The sequence below is a fragment of the Streptomyces sp. T12 genome (genome assembly GCF_028736035.1).
Lineage (GTDB): Bacteria > Actinomycetota > Actinomycetes > Streptomycetales > Streptomycetaceae > Streptomyces.
Map to the genome: position 1 here is coordinate 6,348,181 of NZ_CP117866.1, position 17,831 is coordinate 6,366,011.

A 17,831-nucleotide genomic window follows, 5' to 3' on the forward strand; every position below is an offset into this window, starting at 1 on the left:
GTCGGAGTCGGGCGCGGGTGTCATGGGGTGATTGTCAGTCAGGCCGAGCTCAGCGGGAGCGCCCCGTCAGTCGCGCCAGCGCCTCGGCCTCCCGAGGTGGCTGTCCGTTCAGGTCGCCGAGCCGCCACGCAGGCACCCACGGCACCCGGTACACGTCGATGGCCGATTCGATCACCTTGACGTGCTCGGCGAGCCGCCGCGGAAGCCGCCCCGGCGCGTCCGCGACGAGGACGACGGCATCGAGGTCGAGCCCGTGCGGAGCCTCCCCGCGGCGGAAGATCTCAAGGGCGTTCAGGGCGGCGGCCAGCCCGGCCGCATGCGTACGGGCGACGAGCAGCACCGACGGCGGATCGGCGGGCCCGGGCCAGTTACGCCCGCAGTCGTGGCCGCCGTAGACCGCGGCGAGCGTGGAGACACCCGCCCCACCGTGCGTGCCGACCCAGGAGAAGCGCCGGGGCGCGGCGGCGGAAGGGGAGGGCGGCGGCGGTTCCTCCGGCAGGGCCACGGGCCCGCGGATCCAGATCTCCGGCCCCGGCCCCGGCCGCCCCTGCTGCACGTGCATGTCAGTCCGCATGCCCGCACTCCTCCCTCGTCACGCCACCGATCTTCGCGTCAGGCATGAGAATGCTCTGACGTGGCACAAGCTCCTGGAACGAGTCTGTGACGCCCCGGTGACGTCCGCGCCGCGCGCGGCCGGAGAGACTCGACAGTACGTGTACGACGTGTACGACGTGTACGACCGGACCTTGACGCCGGGGAAGCGGAGCCCGACGGCGGAAGGGAGCACCATGGAACCCGAGTGCGCCGTCCGCGAACTCCCCGACGCATGCGAGTGAGGGAAGCGATGTCTCTACTGAGCCGCGCGAAGAAGCGGGAACAGAAACGCGCCGCGGCCTCGGCGGCCCCCGTGGTCGCGCCGATCGACGTGCGCGTCCCCGCCGTCGGTTCGGGCGCCGACGGCGCGTCGATCGGCGGCGTCCCCGTCACCGCGGCCCCCGGCGAGGAGATCCAGCACGTCGTGCTGACCCACCTCCAGCGCATCGCCCTCGCTGCCGGCCACGCCGTGCACGCCACGGTCCACGACGAGCGCATCGGTTACGTCGTCCCGCTGCGGGTGGACGCGGACGGCTCCAGCCACTTCACCGCCGAGCCCGTACGGATGCCGCCGGCGGGAGGGGTGGGGGTGCCGGGGGAGCCGACGGTTGCGGGGGATGCCGTACGGCTGCCTGCGGGGCCGCCTGTGCCCTCCACGCCACCCGTGTCTCCCGCGCCCTCCACGCCACCCGCCCCGGGTGCGGCGCCGCATCGGGACAAACCCACGCGTGTCCTACGCCCCCTGCCGAGCGCTGTGCAGGACGCCTCGCCCACGTTCCGGTTGCGCACGCTGCCCGAGCCGGTGCAGGACGCCGTGCCCGGCACGGTCGCACCGCCGCTGGGGGAGTTCGGCCCACCGCCACAGATGGACGCGAGGCCGATGTCGGCCGACGGACCGCACACCGACCTGCCGAGTGCCGCCGTACCGCAAGCCGACCTGCCGATTCCCGGTGTACCGATTCCCGGTGTACCGATTCCCGGCGTACCGATTCCCGGCGTACCGAAGGTCGATCAAGCGTCGGCCCGCGTGGTGCGCGAACCCGGCCCCGTCCCCGAGCCCCTGCTCATCTCGGACCCCGGCCCCGACCCCGACCCCGACCCCAAGCCCACCCCGCCCCGGGGCTTCGACGCCGTGGCCGAAGCCGTCCTTGGTGACGGGGCACCCGCCACCACCACCACCGACGCCTCGCCCTTCGCGGAACCGTTGGCGCGGCTCAACGAAGCCGTGACGGCGGGGCGGACGGCGGAGGCGGCGGAGCTTGCGGAGCGGACCGTGGCGCAGGCTTCCGCGGTGCTGGGGGCGGCGCACCCCGAGGTGCTCCGGATCCGTGAACTCGCCGCGTATGTCGCCTACTTGGCGGGCGACCTGGTGCACGCGTTCGGGCTCTCCCTCGACGTGGCCCGGACCCACCACCACACCCACGACGCGGAGGCGGCATACAGCAGCCTCCAGGGCGCGGCCACGGCCTGGCGGGCCGTACGGGATCCGGCGCAGGGTCTCGACCTGGGCCGGGATCTGCTCGGCCTGTGGACCGAGCTCACGGCCGAGGGCGGTCCGGCCGCCGAGGACATCGAGGAACTGGAGGCGGCCCACGCCCGCATGGGCCGCCTCGCCGCCCGAGCCGCCAAGTCGGCCGAACCGCCCAGGAGTTGATTCCGCCGATCAGTAAATCGGTGGATCCGTGGATCAACAGATCCGTGGATCAACAGATCCGTGTGGATCAACAGATCCGTGGATCAGCGGGTCACTCCGACAGCTCCCAGACCGCGTGCGCGATGGCGTCGCTGTTCCGGTCGAGGGCGGTGTCGTTGATGTTGGACGTGGTGTCGCAGGACGAGTGGTAGCAGCGGTCGAAGGACTGCCCCGACGTACCGCCCCACTTGGCCGCCTGCGCCGCGGTCTTCGTGCGGCTCGCCCCCGTGAACAGCCCGCCCACCGGCACGCCCGCGCTCTTGAACGGTGCGTGGTCGGAGCGGCCGTCGCCCTCGGTCTCGATCTCGGTCGCGACGCCGAGGCCGGCGTAGTAGTCCTTGAAGGTCTTCTCGATCGCGGGGTCGTCGTCGTAGACGAAGTAGCCGGGGTTCGGCGAGCCGATCATGTCGAAGTTCAGATAGCCGCTGATCTTCGCGCGGTTGGTGGTGGAGAGGTTGTTGACGTAGTAGCGGGAGCCGACGATGCCCAGCTCCTCCGCTCCCCACCAGGCGAACCGCAGATGTCTGGTGGGCTGGTAGCCGGCCCGCGACACGGCGAGCGCTGTCTCCAGGACGGCCGCCGAGCCGGAGCCGTTGTCGTTGATGCCGGGTCCGGAGGAGACGCTGTCGAGGTGGGAGCCGGCCATGACGACCTGGTTGGTGTCGCCGCCGGGCCAGTCGGCGATCAGGTTGTAGCCGGTGCGGCCGGAGGACGTGAACTGCTGGATGGCCGTGGTGTATCCGGCGGCGTCCAGCTTGGCCTTCACGTAGTCGAGGGAGGCCTTGTAGCCGGGGCGGCCGTGGGCGCGGTTGCCGCCGTTGGCGGTGGCGATGGACTGCAGCTGGGTGAGGTGGGCCTTGACGTTCGCCACGGGTATGTCGGGTGCGGCGGCGGCCTCGACGTCGGCCGCGGGTGCCGCGTCGGCTATGGATCCGCTGGCCAGGAGCGTGGCGGTCACGACTGCGGCAGCCGCCGACGCGCGCCAGGAGACGGGGAGCTTCATGTGGGGGGCTCCGAATTCCAGGGGGACCCCCGTGGGGTGACCACAGGGGATCCACAGTGAATGGGGTGCCTGGATGGTGGGGTGAGCCTGACTCTCCGTCAAGAGCGCTATTCGGACTCGGAGTTCGCATAGGGAAAACCCTGCGTTCCTCACTGCACGCAGAACTCGTTCCCCTCCGGATCCGCCATCAGCACCCACTCCCCGCCCGGCTCCTTCACGTGCCGCAGCACACTCGCTCCCAGCCCCTCCAGCCGCCCGACCTCGGCCTCGCGCTCCCCGGCCGGCGCGTGCAGATCGAGATGGAGCCGGTTCTTGACGGTCTTCGCCTCCGGCACGCGCTGGAACAGCAGCCGCCGCCCGAGCCCGGTCCCGCTGTCCTTGTCATACGGATCGTCCGGATGCCGTACGGCCACCAGGTCCCGGAAGGCGAGTCGGGCGTGGAACTCGACGACGGCCTCCCGCGGCAGCGCACCGAGCTCCAGGAGCCGCTCGATGAGGGCGTTGTTGTCCTCGACCTCGTAGTGCAGCGCGGCGGCCCAGAAGTCGGCCTGCGACTGGGGGTTGGCGGAGTCGATGACCAGCTTCCAGTGGAGGGGAGCGGGGGCGGGCGCGGGCGCGGGCGTGGGTGTGGGTGTGGGTGTGGGCGTGGGTGTAGGCGTAGGCGTGGGTTCGGGTGCCTGAGTCATGCGACCACTCATAGGGGTGCGTGAGCGGGGTGGCAATGGGAATCGCCGGTGATGCCGCAACGCCGGTCCAGGCATTTCAGCCCGTCTGGGGGGCTGGGGGGCTGGGGGGCTGGGGGCGGTAGCCCTGGCAACCCCCCAGCCTCAGGCGTCCACTGCGGCGGACGTCGGCTTCTCCGCCTTCGGCACACTGACCTCGGCGGCCCGCAAGCGCCGTGCCGCGCGCCACGCGTCCGCCGTGAGCAACGTCAACGCCAGCCACACCAGCGCGAACCCGGCCCACCGCTCGGCCGGCATAGCCTCGTGGAAGTACAGGATGCCGAGCAGGAACTGGAAGACCGGCGTCAGGTACTGCAGCAGCCCCAGCGTCGACAGCGGCACCCGTATCGCGGCCGCGCCGAAGCAGACGAGCGGCACGGCGGTGACGATGCCGGTGGCCGCGAGCAGCGCCGCATGCCCGGGTCCCTCCGACGTGAACGTCGACTCCCCGCGCGCCGTCAGCCACGCCAGATACCCCGCGGCGGGCAGGAACTGGATCGCGGTCTCCGCGGCCAGCGACTCGACCCCGCCGAGATTGACCTTCTTCTTCACCAGCCCGTACGTGGCGAAGGAGAAGGCGAGGACGAGGGAGATCCACGGGGGCCGCCCGTACCCGACGGTCAGCACGACCACGGCCGCGAAGCCGACCCCGACCGCCGCCCACTGCACCGGCCGCAGCCGCTCCTTCAGCAGCAGTACGCCGATCGCGATGGTGACGAGCGGATTGATGAAGTACCCGAGCGAGGCCTCGACGACATGACCCGTGTTCACGGACCAGATGTAGACACCCCAGTTGACGGTGATCACGCCGACGGCCAGGGCGACGAGCGCCAGCCGCCGCGGCTGCCGTATCAGCTCACCCGCCCAGGCCCAGCGCCGTACGACGACCAGCGCGACCGCCACGAAGGCGAGGGACCAGACCATCCGATGGGCGAGAATCTCGACCGCCCCGGCGGGCTTCAGCAGGGGCCAGAAGAGGGGAACGAGCCCCCACATCCCATAGGCCGCGAAGCCGTTCAGTATTCCTATGTGCCGCTCGCCGCCCGATTTCCCCGTCACGGCCCCTCCTTCGCGCCCTCATCCGGCCGCGCCCTCACGGCGGCTCGCAAGAAGGTAACGCCGAACACCCCCGCCTGTCATGCCCGTATCGCCATACGGTCATGACAGGCGGGGGTGCGGCACTCAAGGCGCACTGGGGGGAGTTCAGCCCTTGAGCGCGGCTCCGATCGACTCGGCGATCGGAGTGGTCGGACGGCCGGCCAGGCGAGACAGGTCCCCGCTGCCGATGACCAGCTCACCCTTCTCGATGGAGGTGTCCACGCCGGCCAGGATCGCGGGGAGTGGCTCGGGCAGCCCGGCGCCGGTCAGGATGCCGACGAGGTCCTCGGCGGAGACGGCGTTGTTGGCGATCTCCTTGCCGCTCTGCCGGCTCAGCTCCGCGGCGTACTCGGCGAAGCTCCACGCGACGTCGCCGCCCAGCTCGTACGTCTTGTTCTCGTGCCCCTCGCCGGTCAGTACGGCGACGGCGGCGGCCGCATAGTCGGCGCGGGAGGCGGAGGAGACGCGGCCCTCGCCGGCGGCGTGGGTGACGGCGTTGTACTGGAGGACCGGGGCGAGGTTCTCGGTGTAGTTCTCGTGGTACCAGCCGTTGCGCAGCAGCACGTACGGCAGGCCGGACTCCAGGAGCGCCTTCTCGGTGCCGCGGTGGTCGTCGGCGAGCGCGGCCGTGAGGCTGCCGGGGGCGCTGGTGTAGGCGAGGAGTGCGACGCCTGCGGCCTTGGCGGCGTTGATGACGACCGTGTGCTGGCCGACGCGGTCGTTGCCGACCTCGCTGCCGGATATGAGCAGGACCTTGTCGCCGGCCGCGAACAGTGCGTCGAAGGTGTCGGGGGTGTTGTAGTCGGCGACTGCGATCTTCACGCCGCGCTCGGCCAGGTCGGCGCCCTTCTCGGGGGTACGGACGACGGCGGTGACCTGGTCGGCCGGAACCTTCTCCAGCAGCTGTTCCAGCACGTGGCGGCCCAGGTGTCCATTGGCTCCGGTGACGACGATGCTCATGATCAGAACTCCTTGTGGGGTGCGTTGGCACTAACCCTAGGAGGTGCGCTAACTCAGCGAAAGTACCCACTTTGAAGTAAGGTACTGGCATGGCAGTAAGTACCAGTACGGTGGCAAGCACGTCGACGAGCGCGACGGCGAACGCGACGACCGACGTGACGACCGACAAGTACGTCGTCGGCGAGGAGATGTGCCCCTACCGCCTCGTCCTGGAGCACGTCACCAGCCGATGGGGCGTCCTCGTCCTGATCGAACTCCTGGAACGCCCTTACCGGTTCAGCGAACTACGCCGCGCGATCGGCCGGGTCAGCGAGAAGATGCTCACCCAGACCCTCCAGACCCTGGAGCGCGACGGCCTGGTCCACCGCGACGCGAAGCCGGTGATCCCCCCGAGGGTCGACTACTCCCTGACCGACCTGGGCCGCGAGGCGGCGCAGCAGGTACGGGGCCTGGCGCTGTGGACCAGTGAGCGGATGGGGGAGGTGCAGAAGGCGCGCGAGGCGTACGACGCGCGCCGGAGTGCCTCCTGAATTGCATGCTCGTCCTGGCACCCGCGCCAAGAAGGACATCCCGGGAGGACATCCCGGGAGGCGTGACGACGAAGGCCTGGGTGGCCGCAGCGCACCCAGGCCCGCACGTGTCGCCGGAGCGTCAGCCCACGACCGTCCAGGTGTCCCCACCCGCCAGCAGCGCGGCCAGATCCCCCTTGCCGTTCTGCTCGATCGCCGTGTCCAGCTGGTCGGACATCTGGGTGTCGTACACCGGGCGCTCCGCCGAGCGGAACACGCCGATCGGTGTGTGGTGCAGGGTGTCCGGGTCGGCCAGGCGAGAGAGGGCGAAGGCCGTGGTCGGGGACGTGGAGTGGGCGTCGTGGATCAGGATCTGCGACTCGTTCTCCGGCGTCACGGTGACGACCCTCAGGTCACCGGTCTGCGCGTCCCGTACGACGCCCCGCGCACCGTCGGTTCCGAAGCGGATCGGCTGCCCGTGTTCGAGGCGGATCACCGCCTCCTCGGCCTGCTGCTTGTCCTTGAGGACCTCGAAGGCGCCGTCGTTGAAGATGTTGCAGTTCTGGTAGATCTCGATCAGCGCAGTGCCCTTGTGGGCGGCCGCCTCGCGCAGGACCTGGGTGAGGTGCTTGCGGTCGGAGTCGACCGTGCGCGCCACGAAGGACGCCTCCGCGCCGATCGCCAGTGAGACCGGGTTGAAGGGCGCGTCCAGCGAGCCCATCGGCGTCGACTTGGTGATCTTGCCGACCTCGGACGTCGGGGAGTACTGGCCCTTCGTCAGGCCGTAGATCCGGTTGTTGAACAGCAGGATCTTCAAATTCACATTGCGCCGCAGGGCGTGGATCAGGTGGTTGCCGCCGATCGACAGCGCGTCACCGTCACCGGTCACCACCCACACGCTCAGGTCCCGCCGCGACGTGGCCAGGCCCGTCGCGATCGCGGGGGCGCGGCCGTGGATGGAGTGCATGCCGTACGTGTTCATGTAGTACGGGAAGCGGGACGAGCAGCCGATGCCCGAGACGAAGACGATGTTCTCCTTGGCCAGGCCAAGCTCCGGCATGAAGCCCTGGACGGCGGCAAGGATCGCGTAGTCACCGCAGCCGGGGCACCAGCGCACTTCCTGGTCGGACTTGAAGTCCTTCATGGACTGGCGGGCCTCGGCCTTGGGGACGAGCGAGAGCGCCTCGATCGTGCCCGTGCCTTCCGTGGACGTCTCAGCCATCGATGGCCTCCTTGAGCGCCTTGGCGAGCTGTTCCGCCTTGAACGGCATGCCGTTGACCTGGTTGTACGAGTGGGCGTCCACCAGGTATTTCGCCCGGACCAGAGTGGCGAGCTGGCCGAGGTTCATCTCGGGGATCACCACCTTCTCGTAGCGTCCGAGTACCACGCCCAGGTTGCGCGGGAACGGGTTCAGGTGGCGCAGATGCGCCTGCGCGATGGATTCGCCGGCCGTGCGCAGGCGGCGGACCGCGGCCGTGATCGGGCCGTACGTCGATCCCCAGCCCAGCACCAGCGTCTTCGCCTCGTGCGGGTCGTCGACCTCCAGGTCCGGCACCTCGATGCCGTCGATCTTGGCCTGGCGGGTGCGGACCATGAAGTCGTGGTTGGCCGGGGCGTACGAGATGTTGCCCGTGCCGTCCTCCTTCTCGATGCCGCCGATCCGGTGCTCCAGGCCCGGCGTGCCCGGGATCGCCCACGGCCGGGCGAGGGTCTGCGGGTCGCGCTTGTACGGCCAGAAGACCTCGCTGCCGTCCTCCAGGGTGTGGTTCGGCCCCTGCGCGAACTGCACGGTCAGGTCCGGCAGCTCGTCCAGCTCCGGGATCCGCCAGGGCTCCGAGCCGTTGGCCAGATAGCCGTCCGACAGCAGCATCACCGGAGTGCGGTACGTCAGCGCGATCCGCGCCGCCTCCAGCGCCGCGTCGAAACAGTCGGCCGGCGTGCACGGGGCGACGATCGGCACCGGGGCCTCGCCGTTGCGGCCGAACATCGCCTGGAGCAGGTCCGCCTGCTCCGTCTTGGTCGGCAGGCCGGTCGAGGGTCCGCCGCGCTGGATGTCGATCACCAGCAGCGGCAGCTCCAGCGAGACGGCCAGCCCGATGGTCTCGGACTTCAGGGCCACACCGGGACCGGAGGTCGTGGTCACCGCCAGCGAGCCGCCGAAGGCCGCGCCCAGCGCCGCGCCGATGCCGGCGATCTCGTCCTCGGCCTGGAAGGTCCGTACGCCGAAGTTCTTGTGCCGGCTCAGCTCGTGCAGGATGTCCGAGGCCGGGGTGATCGGATACGAACCCAGGTACAGCGGCAGGTCCGCCTGGCGGGACGCGGCGACCAGTCCGTAGGACAGGGCGAGGTTCCCGGAGATGTTCCGGTAGGTGCCGACCGGGAAGGCCGTGGTGGCCGGGGCGATCTCGTAGGAGACGGCGAAGTCCTCGGTCGTCTCGCCGAAGTTCCAGCCCGCGCGGAAGGCGGTGATGTTGGCGGCCGCGATGTCGGGTTTCTTGGCGAACTTCGACTTCAGGAACTTCTCGGTGCCCTCGGTGGGCCGGTGGTACATCCACGACAGCAGGCCCAGCGCGAACATGTTCTTGCTGCGCTCGGCCTCCTTACGGGTGAGGTCGAACTCCTTGAGCGCCTGGACGGTCAGGGTCGTCAGCGGCACCGGATGGAGGCTGTAGCCGTCCAGCGACCCGTCCTCCAGCGGTGAGGCGTCGTAGCCCACCTTCTGCATCGCCCGTCTGGTGAACTCGTCCGTGTTGACGATGATCTCCGCGCCGCGCGGCAGATCGCCGATGTTGGCCCTCAGGGCCGCCGGGTTCATCGCGACCAGCACGTTCGGTGCGTCGCCCGGGGTCAGGATGTCGTGGTCGGCGAAGTGCAGCTGGAAGGAGGACACGCCCGGGAGGGTGCCGGCGGGGGCGCGGATCTCCGCCGGGAAGTTCGGCAGTGTCGACAGGTCGTTGCCGAAGGAAGCTGTTTCCGAGGTGAAGCGGTCGCCGGTGAGCTGCATACCGTCGCCCGAGTCCCCCGCGAAACGAATGATCACCCGGTCCAGCCGGCGGACGTCCTTCGTCCCTGCCGGTTTGCGCTGCTCTCCCACGACGGCCTCGTCGGCCTGCTCCGCTGGGCTACTGACCTGGCTGGTCACTGAACTGGACCTCCCTTAAGACGGGTGTCTGGGCATGGCCTTCCCGCAAGCCTTCCCAGGATCAACCCTACGTCCGCAAAGGTCGCCCTCCCCGGGCCATTCGCATGACGGACATGGATTTGAGATGGTTCGCCACCCGGAATTGTCATGATTCACGCGCCCCCCGGCGCTTCTTTGAAGACGCTCCCCGCTCGTTCTTTGGTTCTAGGCCTCGGTCTCGGCAGATCCCGGTTTTCTGACACGGTGTCAGATCGTCAGGAGTTCAGGTAGGTGAGCACCGCCAGAACACGTCGGTGATCACCATCGCTCTGAGACAGTCCGAGCTTCAGAAAGATGTTGCTGACGTGCTTCTCGACCGCTCCGTCGCTCACCACCAGCTGCCGGGCGATCGCCGAGTTGGTCCGACCCTCGGCCATAAGCCCTAGGACCTCCCGCTCACGTGGCGTGAGGCCCGCGAGCACATCCTGCTTACGGCTGCGGCCCAGCAACTGGGCGACGACCTCCGGATCGAGGGCCGTACCCCCTTGGGCCACCCGCACGACCGCGTCCACGAACTCCCGAACCTCCGCCACCCGGTCCTTGAGCAGATAGCCGACTCCACGGCTGGAACCGGCCAGCAGCTCCGTGGCGTACCGCTCCTCCACGTACTGCGACAGCACGAGTACCCCGAGTCCGGGGTGTGACTTGCGCAGCTGTACGGCCGCCCGCACCCCTTCGTCCGTGTGCGTCGGCGGCATCCGTACGTCCGCGACCACCACGTCCGGCAGCTCGCCCTGTCCGTCCAGCTCCGTGATGGTCTTGATCAGCGCCTCGCCGTCCCCCACCCCCGCCACGACCTCGTGCCCACGGTCGGTCAACAGCCGGGTCAGCCCCTCCCTGAGCAGTACTGAATCCTCGGCGATGACCACCCGCACCCTGTCCTCCACGATCCTCGGCCCCCCGAGCCTTGGCATTCGGCCGAGCGTGCCCCGGCCCTGTCGTCCCTCGCGCCCTCAGTATCCCGCGATCGGCTCTCCCGCACCGGGCCTGTGGATAACCTGCCCGCCGCAGTTCGGATCGCGCGGGCGTGAAGGGGGCGACTCCGGGGCGCATGCTCGTGAAGCGCTCAGGGAGTGTTCGGGGAGTGCTCTGAGAGTGCTCAGGGAGTGCTAAGGGAGTGCTTGCGCACAAACGGGAGTCCGGCCCCGAACCAACCGGAGCCGGATCCCCACCTCAGTGGGCCGAACGGCACACCCGAACTACACGGTCCGCCAGGGAAGCTCAGCCGTAACCCGTGTCGGCCCCCCGACCGGCGAGTCCACGACCAAAATCCCGTCCACCGCGTCCAACCGCTCGGCCAGCCCCGCCAGCCCGGACCCCCCGGAGGCGGCGGCACCCCCCACCCCGTTGTCCACGACCTGCAACATCAGCCGGTTCTCCACCCGCCACACATCCACGGCAGCCCATGTGGCCCGGGCATGCTTGCTGATGTTCTGCAGCAGCTCCGACACCGTGAAGTACGCGATCCCCTCGATCGCCGGCACCGGCCGCTCCTCGATGTCGACCTGGACCTCCACCGGCACCGTGCACCGCGAGGCCACCGCCGACAGGGCCGCATCCAGCCCCCGGTCGGTCAGGACCGCCGGATGGATCCCGCGTGCCAGGTCGCGCAGCTCCTGCAGCGCCGTCTTCACCTCGCCGTGCGCCTCGTCCACCATCTGCGCGGCGGCGTGCGGATCCTCCGCCAGCTTCTCCTTCGCGAGGCCCAGGTCCATGGCCAGGGCCACCAGGCGGGCCTGGGCACCGTCGTGCAGGTCGCGCTCGATGCGCCGCAGGTCGGCAGCGGCCGTGTCGACGACGACACCGCGGTCCGACTCCAGCTCCACCACGCGCGTGGCCAGCCGCGACGGCCCGAGCAGGCCGTGCACCAGCAGCCGGTCCACCATCGTCAGCGCCCGCACGATCCAGGGCGTGGCCAGCGTGAACAGCAGGCCCACCAGCGCGGTGACCGTGATCTCGAAGGGGTTGTCGAGGTAGATGTGGTGGGTCTCGTCGCCGTACAGCTGAAGACCGTCCTGGCCGGCCCACACCGGGAACACCCAGAACCACAGCGGATACGTCAGCAGCGCCCAGCCGTACGCCCAGACGTTGAGGGCGACGACGAAGGAGAACACCGCCCACGGGAAGTGCAGCACCGCGTACAGCGCACTGCGCCACGACGTCCCGCTCTTCAGTACGGCGCCCATCCACGCCATGAAGCCGCGCCGCCGCATCCGCAGCGGCTCCGGGTCGGCCACCTCCAGGTCCAGCAGCGCACGCGCGCGTGCCCGCTCCAGCGCTCCGAAGCCACGGCAGCCGGCGAGCCCCGCCGCCAGCACCGGGATGCCGAGGAACGTCACCAGCAGGCCGGCGCCCAGCGACACCATCGTGATGGCGTACACGAACAGCACGATGCTGATCGGCAGGCTCAGCAGCACGTACCCGAACTCGCGCCAGCTGCGTGCCTCGAACGGCGCCCGCAGCCCGGCCGGCAGCCGGTGCCGTCGCTCGCCGCCGTGCTCGGGGAGGCCGCGCTCGGGGTAACCGAGCCCGTGCCCGTAGCCCTGTCCGTACTCCGTGGCCATCGGCGTCGTCCGTTCTCCTCGTCCCGTCAGCCCCGCCGCCGGGGCTGTGCCGTCGTACCTCCACCCTGCTCGACCGCAGGTCCGCGGACCATGGAGGCCGTCGGCGTCTCGAACGGGGGGTTTTCCCTACCCCTGCCGGGCGCCTACCCCTGCCTGGCGCCTATGCCTGCCCGGGGACGCGGTCCCGCCACGGCAACTCCGCCGTCACCGTCGTAGGACCGCCCTGCGGTGACTCGATGACGAACAGGCCGTCCACGGCGTCCAGCCGGTCGGCGAGCCCGCGCATGCCCGTGCCGCCGTCGAGGCGCGCGCCCCCGCGGCCGTCGTCCCACACCTGGATGAGCAACCGGTCGTTCGACCGCCACACGTCGACCGACGCCGACTTCGCCCCGCTGTGCTTGCTGATGTTCTGCAGCAGCTCGGAGACGGTGAAGTAGGCGATGCCCTCGATGGCCGCCACCGGTCTGGACAGCAGGTCCACGGTCACCTTCACCGGCACCGTGCAGCGTGAGGCGACCGCCGAAAGGGCGGCGTCCAGGCCGCGGTCGGTCAGCACGGCCGGATGGATGCCCCGGGCGAGATCCCGTAGCTCCTGCAGCGCCAGCTTCACCTCGCCGTGCGCCTCCGCGACCATCGCCGCCGCCGAATCGGGATCCTCCAGCAGCTTCTCCTTGGCCAGGCCCAGCCCCATGGCGAGGTTGACCAGCCGGGCCTGCGCGCCGTCGTGCAGGTCGCGCTCGATGCGGCGCAGATCGGCGGCGGCCGTGTCGACGACGACACCCCGGTCCGACTCCAGCTCGGCGATACGGCGCTCCAGTTCGTCGGAGGGCGACAGCAGGCCGCGCACCATCGCGCGGTCCGCGTTCGCCAGGCCCCGCGCGATGAACGGCAGCACCGGCCACAGCACGAACAGCGAGGTCAGCGTGATGGTGAAGGTGAGGATGCCCCAGGGCAGCCGGATGAAGTCGTACAGGATCGTGCGCCAGCCGACCGGGTCCTTCAGCGCCAGCCACAGCTGCGGGAAGAAGCCGTCCCTGCCGCCGCGCAACGGCATCGGACTCGGCTCGTCCACCCGCACCCCGAGCAACGCACGCGCGCGTGCCCGCTCCAGCTTGCCCAGCTGCCGCGCGCCCATCAGTCCGGCCGCGAGCAGGGGGAACCCGATCACCGTCAAGGTCAGGAAGGCACCCGTGGACAGCACCACCACGACGTAGGTGAAGCCGAGCAGCGACAACGGAAGGTTCGCCAGGAGATGCGCGATCTCCTTCCAGGTGTGCCGGTCGTAGGCGAAACGGGCGGGCGGCAGCGGCGGCTGCTCGCTGTCGGACTGCTCGGAGGCGTCCCGCGAAGGGCTGGGGCGTTCGGTCATATGGGCTAGCGTGCCGCGCGGTGCGCCGCCGCGCCATGAGGCGGGCCGCCTCCGTCTACGGGGGAAATCCCCACCCCGCGACCGGTCCCGGCATTCGGCCGCGTGACGGGCCGGGCGCCGCACCCTCGCATCTCGAGGGGATCTCAACGCGTGACGGGCTGCTTACGGTGTCTTTAGCAGGGCCTAGACTCCCGTGCGTACAGATCGTCGAACAGCAGTGTTCACGAGATCACAAGCAGCAGGACACTGGTTCCAGGGACCGGTTCGGGTTCTGGTTCCGGGGCTGGTCCTGGGGTATCGGTCACGAGGTCAGGGAGCGAGGGGCGGACGTGTCGGAACAGACCGTCGTCGTCGCGGCGGATGCGCACTACGTCGTCGTCTCGGCGGACTACTTCCAGTCCTACTCGGTCGTCGGACTGCTCGCCGTCGTCGGCGTGCTGTTCGTCGCCGTCGCCTTCGGGGCGGGCCGCCTGCTGCGCCCCGTGGTCCCGACGCCCGAGAAGCTCCTGACGTACGAGTGCGGCGTCGACCCCGTCGGCGAGGGCTGGGCCCACACGCAGGTCCGCTACTACGTCTACGCCTTCCTCTATGTGATCTTCGCCATCGACTCGATCTTCCTGTTCCCCTGGGCGACGGTCTTCGCCGACCCGGGCTACGGCGCGACCACGCTCGTCGAGATGTTCATCTTCCTCGGCTTCCTGGCCGTGGGCCTGCTCTACGCATACAAGAAGGGCGTCCTGGCATGGACGTGACGCCAGACACCGAGGGGCAGCCGGTTCTGCTGCCGGAGCCGAAGCGGCTGGGCGCGCTCGCCCGCCTCGCCCCGGAGCCGATGAAGGTGATCCTGAACTGGGGCCGCCGCTACTCGCTCTGGGTCTTCAACTTCGGCCTCGCCTGCTGCGCGATCGAGTTCATCGCCGCGTCGATGGCTCGCCACGACTTCATCCGCCTCGGCGTGATCCCGTTCGCGCCCGGCCCGCGCCAGGCCGACCTGATGGTTGTCTCCGGCACGGTCACGGACAAGATGGCCCCGGCGGTGAAGCGCCTGTACGAACAGATGCCCGAGCCGAAGTACGTCATCTCGTTCGGCGCCTGCTCCAACTGCGGCGGCCCGTACTGGGACTCCTACTCCGTCACCAAGGGCGTCGACCAGATCATCCCGGTGGACGTGTACGTCCCCGGCTGCCCGCCACGCCCCGAGGCGCTGCTCCAGGGGATCCTGAAGCTCCAGGAGAAGATCGCGCGGGAGTCGCTGGGGGAGCGGTACGCGAGTGGGGCGGGGCGTCCGTCGACGGCGGCTCTGCAGAGCGGGCTGGTGCGGGGGCCTGAGGTGCCGGGGGCCGGTAGCGGTAGCGGTGCTGGTGGTACTGAAGGTGCCGGCGGCGCCAGTGGGACTGGCGGCACGGGGGAGGCGGCCCGATGACGACGATCGGCTGGCTGCCTGCCCCCGTCGAGGACCTCTTCGGCCCGGAGGCCACGGCCGAGGAGTCGTACGAGGTCCTGACGGTCGACGTACCCCCGGCATCCTGGATCGCGGCGCTGCAGACGGCCCGCGACGAGTTGGGCTGCACCTACTTCGACTGGCTGAGCGCGGTCGACGAACCGGGCACGGGCTTCCGAGTCGCGGCCCACGTCGCGGCCCTGTCTCCGGTACGACGCCTGCTGGTCCGTACGACGGTCCCGCACGAGGCGCCGACGCTGCCCTCCGCGGTCGGCGTGTACGCGGGCGCGGCCTGGCACGAACGCGAGACGCACGAAATGTTCGGCGTGGCGTTCACCGACCACCCTGCCCTGGACCACCTGCTCCTCCCGGACAACTTCGAGGGTCACCCCCTCCGCAAGGACTTCGTCCTGGCGGCCCGCGTCGCCAAGGCCTGGCCCGGCGCCAAGGAACCCGGCGAGTCCGAACACGGCGGCCCGAAGCGCCGCCAGATGCTGCCCCCCGGTGTTCCCGACCCGAACGAATGGGGCCCCCTGAAGGGCCAACTCCCCCCTGCCCCGGCCCGCCCGGCCAGGGGCGCGGGGCGCGCCGCAGGGGAACGTCCGGCGCGGGCGGCCGGCGAGCGGCCAGTGCGGGCGGCCGGTGAACGGCCGGTGCGTCGTGCGCGTACGGCGGCGGAGGGTTCGGCGAGCCAGGGGGAGGCGTCGGCGGCTGGGGCAACGGCGCCCGGAGCAGCGGCTGGTGGAGTTCCGGCGGCGGGTGCGGTGCGGCGTGCACGCACTGCGGCAGAAGGTTCGGCAAGTCAGCAGGAGGAGGATTCGGCGGCTGGATCGCCTGCAGCCGGTGCGGCGCGGCGTGCTCGTACGGCGGCGGAGGGTTCGGCCAGCCAGGCGGCTGCTGCTGGAACCGAACCCTCGGCGGACACGGGCGTGTCTCCGGCGGGAGCCGACACGTCCCCGACCACGTCCGGCACTCCGGCCACGCCACGTCGCGCACGCAGCGCGAGCGAGGGTTCGGCGAGCCGGCGGACCGAGGCGCCGGCGGACACGTCGGCCGGCGGAGCGGGTGACGGGCAGGAGACGGCCGCGACCAGCACCCCACCGGCACGGCGTGCGCGAAGCGTGAGCGAAGGCTCGGCATCGCAACGCCCCGGAACGGGCACCACCCCCGCCGGCCCCCGCCGATCACGCAGCGCCTCGCAGGGCTCCGCAAGCCAGCAGGCGGCCTCCGAAGCGAACGCGTCCGATGCGGCGGCGTCCGAGGCGGCGGCGTCCGAGGCGGCGGCCACTGACGCGGCGGCGTTCGATGTGGCGGCGTCTGACGCAGCTGCGTCCGATGCAGCGTCGGCGAATTCGGCCGGCGAAGCCGCTACGCCATCGACCACTCCCTCGACCACCCCGTCGGCCACCGCGAAGCCCCCCGCGGCCCCCCGCAGCCCGGACGCCCCGTGGCATCACGCCCGCCCGGCCTTCGACGAGCCGGAACCCAGGCGACGAGCCGATCCTGAGCCGCAGACCCAGGCCGAGTCGGCGTCGGAGACCGCGGCGAAGCCAAAGCCCGCCACTTCCGCCGATGGCGATGCAGATGGCGATGCATCGGAGGCACCGGAGCCGCAGCCCGACGCCGACGCCGAGACCGAGCCTCGCTCCGACTCCGAAGGCTCCGACGACCCCGACGGCTCCGAAGCCCCCACCGACGACCGCACAAACCCCGCAGGAGGCCCGCGGTGAACGACGCGCTCGACGTCACCCTGCGACTCCTGATCGTCTTCGTCGTCTTTCTCACCTTCCCCCTGATCATCGGCCAGACCGAGCACAAGGTGATGGCCCACATGCAGGGCCGCCTCGGCCCGATGTACGCCGGCGGCTTCCACGGCTGGGCCCAGCTCGTCGCCGACGGCGTGAAGTTCGCGCAGAAGGAGGACGTCGTCCCGGCAGGCGCGGACCGCCGTATCTTCCAGCTCGCCCCCGCAGTGGCCCTCCTCCCGTACCTGCTCGTCCTCCTCGCCATCCCCATCGGCCCGGGCGAGGGCGCGGTCGGCGAGGTCATCGACGCGGGCATCTTCTTCGTCCTGGCGGTCATGGGCGTAGGCGTCCTCGGCTCACTCATGGCCGGCTGGGCCTCCGCCAACAAGTTCTCCCTCCTCGGCGGCCTGCGCACCGCCGCCCAGCTCCTCGCTTACGAACTCCCGATGCTGCTCACCGCCGCCTCCGTGGCGATGGCGGCCGGTACGGTCTCCCTCCCCGGCATCCTCGACGCCTTCGAGTGGTGGTGGCTGCCCTGGCAGATCGTCGGCGCGATCGTCTTCTTCGTCGCCGGACTGGCCGAGCTGCAGCGCCCGCCGTTCGACATGCCCGTAGCCGACTCGGAGATCATCTTCGGCGCCTACACCGAGTACACCGGCCTCCGTTTCGCTCTCTTCCTCCTCGCCGAGTACGCCGGAATCGTGGTCCTGTGCGGCCTGACCACCGTCCTCTTCCTGGGCGGCTGGCACGGCCCTTGGGGCGCCGACGGCCTCGGCTGGGTGTGGACCCTGCTCAAGGCGGCCGTCCTCGCCTTCATCGTGATCTGGCTCCGTGTCACCTATCCCCGCCTGCGCGAGGACCAGCTCCAGAAGCTCTCCTGGACCCTCCTCGTCCCCCTCTCCCTCGCCCAGATCGCCCTCACCGGCATCGTCAAGGTGGTGATCCAGTAAC

Annotated in this window: 16 protein-coding genes; 6 read left to right on the top strand and 10 right to left on the bottom strand. The window is 70.5% G+C overall.

Translation table 11 applies throughout. The features are described 5' to 3' along the window. Positions 1 to 49: 49 nt before the first annotated feature. Positions 50 to 574 carry a DUF6668 family protein gene (locus PBV52_RS28710; protein WP_274242118.1) on the bottom strand — a complete coding sequence of 175 codons (525 nt, stop codon included), beginning with the start codon at positions 572 to 574 and terminating at the stop codon, positions 50 to 52. A gap of 270 nt (positions 575 to 844) precedes the next feature. Between PBV52_RS28710 and PBV52_RS28715 the strand changes: the two genes are divergently transcribed. Next, the gene (locus PBV52_RS28715; RefSeq protein WP_274242119.1) at positions 845 to 2,248 is read left to right on the top strand and encodes a tetratricopeptide repeat protein; all 1,404 of its coding nucleotides are present in this window, start codon (positions 845 to 847) and stop codon (positions 2,246 to 2,248) included. A 91-nt stretch (positions 2,249 to 2,339) separates the two neighbouring features. Here the strand turns inward: PBV52_RS28715 and PBV52_RS28720 are convergent, their stop codons facing one another. The 4 genes from PBV52_RS28720 to PBV52_RS28735 form a co-directional block, all read right to left on the bottom strand. Then, complete coding sequence (locus PBV52_RS28720; protein ID WP_274242120.1) at positions 2,340 to 3,290, bottom strand: M28 family metallopeptidase; 951 nt, start codon at positions 3,288 to 3,290, stop codon at positions 2,340 to 2,342. A 149-nt stretch (positions 3,291 to 3,439) separates the two neighbouring features. Next, a complete protein-coding gene (locus tag PBV52_RS28725) occupies positions 3,440 to 3,976 on the bottom strand; it encodes a VOC family protein (protein ID WP_274242122.1) in 537 nt (178 codons plus the stop codon). Between the two features lie 141 nt (positions 3,977 to 4,117). After that, positions 4,118 to 5,071, bottom strand: a complete 954-nt coding sequence (gene rarD, locus PBV52_RS28730; RefSeq protein ID WP_274242124.1) for an EamA family transporter RarD — start codon at positions 5,069 to 5,071, stop codon at positions 4,118 to 4,120. 144 nt (positions 5,072 to 5,215) lie between these two features. Continuing rightward, on the bottom strand, positions 5,216 to 6,070 hold the full coding sequence (locus PBV52_RS28735) for an SDR family oxidoreductase (protein ID WP_274242125.1): 855 nt from the start codon (positions 6,068 to 6,070) through the stop codon (positions 5,216 to 5,218). Between the two features lie 89 nt (positions 6,071 to 6,159). Here PBV52_RS28735 and PBV52_RS28740 point away from each other — a divergent pair, with 89 nt between their 5' ends. After that, complete coding sequence (locus tag PBV52_RS28740; protein WP_373921917.1) at positions 6,160 to 6,600, top strand: winged helix-turn-helix transcriptional regulator; 441 nt, start codon at positions 6,160 to 6,162, stop codon at positions 6,598 to 6,600. A 121-nt stretch (positions 6,601 to 6,721) separates the two neighbouring features. Here PBV52_RS28740 and PBV52_RS28745 read toward each other — a convergent pair whose 3' ends face one another. The 5 genes from PBV52_RS28745 to PBV52_RS28765 all read right to left on the bottom strand — a co-directional run bounded on the left by PBV52_RS28745 (position 6,722) and on the right by PBV52_RS28765 (position 13,694). Then, positions 6,722 to 7,801, bottom strand: a complete 1,080-nt coding sequence (locus PBV52_RS28745; RefSeq protein ID WP_274242126.1) for a 2-oxoacid:ferredoxin oxidoreductase subunit beta — start codon at positions 7,799 to 7,801, stop codon at positions 6,722 to 6,724. Continuing rightward, entirely contained in the window at positions 7,794 to 9,722 is a 1,929-nt protein-coding gene (locus PBV52_RS28750; protein WP_274242127.1) for a 2-oxoacid:acceptor oxidoreductase subunit alpha, read from the bottom strand. The genes PBV52_RS28745 and PBV52_RS28750 overlap by 8 nt, the downstream gene beginning before the upstream one ends. Positions 9,723 to 9,976: 254 nt before the next feature. After that, entirely contained in the window at positions 9,977 to 10,675 is a 699-nt protein-coding gene (locus PBV52_RS28755; RefSeq protein ID WP_275947047.1) for a response regulator transcription factor, read from the bottom strand. Between the two features lie 285 nt (positions 10,676 to 10,960). Further along, positions 10,961 to 12,325, bottom strand: coding sequence for a sensor histidine kinase (locus tag PBV52_RS28760; RefSeq protein WP_274242128.1), 1,365 nt, complete (start codon positions 12,323 to 12,325; stop codon positions 10,961 to 10,963). A 160-nt stretch (positions 12,326 to 12,485) separates the two neighbouring features. After that, a complete protein-coding gene (locus tag PBV52_RS28765) occupies positions 12,486 to 13,694 on the bottom strand; it encodes a sensor histidine kinase (RefSeq protein ID WP_274242129.1) in 1,209 nt (402 codons plus the stop codon). A gap of 329 nt (positions 13,695 to 14,023) precedes the next feature. Between PBV52_RS28765 and PBV52_RS28770 the strand changes: the two genes are divergently transcribed. From PBV52_RS28770 to PBV52_RS28785, 4 genes are read left to right on the top strand one after another with little or no spacing between them, the layout of a single operon-like run. Beyond that, the gene (locus PBV52_RS28770; RefSeq protein WP_274242131.1) at positions 14,024 to 14,446 is read left to right on the top strand and encodes an NADH-quinone oxidoreductase subunit A; all 423 of its coding nucleotides are present in this window, start codon (positions 14,024 to 14,026) and stop codon (positions 14,444 to 14,446) included. Continuing rightward, complete coding sequence (locus PBV52_RS28775; RefSeq protein ID WP_274242132.1) at positions 14,437 to 15,117, top strand: NADH-quinone oxidoreductase subunit B; 681 nt, start codon at positions 14,437 to 14,439, stop codon at positions 15,115 to 15,117. Before PBV52_RS28770 ends, PBV52_RS28775 begins: the two co-directional genes overlap by 10 nt. Further along, positions 15,114 to 16,865 carry an NADH-quinone oxidoreductase subunit C gene (locus PBV52_RS28780; protein WP_274242133.1) on the top strand — a complete coding sequence of 584 codons (1,752 nt, stop codon included), beginning with the start codon at positions 15,114 to 15,116 and terminating at the stop codon, positions 16,863 to 16,865. Before PBV52_RS28775 ends, PBV52_RS28780 begins: the two co-directional genes overlap by 4 nt. Next, a complete protein-coding gene (locus PBV52_RS28785; RefSeq protein WP_274242134.1) occupies positions 16,862 to 17,830 on the top strand; it encodes a complex I subunit 1 family protein in 969 nt (322 codons plus the stop codon). The genes PBV52_RS28780 and PBV52_RS28785 overlap by 4 nt, the downstream gene beginning before the upstream one ends. The last annotated feature ends 1 nt before the right edge of the window (position 17,831 follow it).

Coding starts and splice junctions, on each gene's coding strand:
- PBV52_RS28710 (WP_274242118.1), bottom strand. CDS start 574: ATGCGGACTGACATGCACGTGCAGCAGGGGCGGCCGGGGCCGGGGCCG.
- PBV52_RS28725 (WP_274242122.1), bottom strand. CDS start 3,976: ATGACTCAGGCACCCGAACCCACGCCTACGCCTACACCCACGCCCACA.
- PBV52_RS28755 (WP_275947047.1), bottom strand. CDS start 10,675: ATGCCAAGGCTCGGGGGGCCGAGGATCGTGGAGGACAGGGTGCGGGTG.
- PBV52_RS28780 (WP_274242133.1), top strand. CDS start 15,114: ATGACGACGATCGGCTGGCTGCCTGCCCCCGTCGAGGACCTCTTCGGC.
- PBV52_RS28720 (WP_274242120.1), bottom strand. CDS start 3,290: ATGAAGCTCCCCGTCTCCTGGCGCGCGTCGGCGGCTGCCGCAGTCGTG.
- PBV52_RS28760 (WP_274242128.1), bottom strand. CDS start 12,325: ATGGCCACGGAGTACGGACAGGGCTACGGGCACGGGCTCGGTTACCCC.
- PBV52_RS28715 (WP_274242119.1), top strand. CDS start 845: ATGTCTCTACTGAGCCGCGCGAAGAAGCGGGAACAGAAACGCGCCGCG.
- PBV52_RS28745 (WP_274242126.1), bottom strand. CDS start 7,801: ATGGCTGAGACGTCCACGGAAGGCACGGGCACGATCGAGGCGCTCTCG.
- PBV52_RS28740 (WP_373921917.1), top strand. CDS start 6,160: ATGGCAGTAAGTACCAGTACGGTGGCAAGCACGTCGACGAGCGCGACG.
- PBV52_RS28735 (WP_274242125.1), bottom strand. CDS start 6,070: ATGAGCATCGTCGTCACCGGAGCCAATGGACACCTGGGCCGCCACGTG.
- PBV52_RS28775 (WP_274242132.1), top strand. CDS start 14,437: ATGGACGTGACGCCAGACACCGAGGGGCAGCCGGTTCTGCTGCCGGAG.
- PBV52_RS28765 (WP_274242129.1), bottom strand. CDS start 13,694: ATGACCGAACGCCCCAGCCCTTCGCGGGACGCCTCCGAGCAGTCCGAC.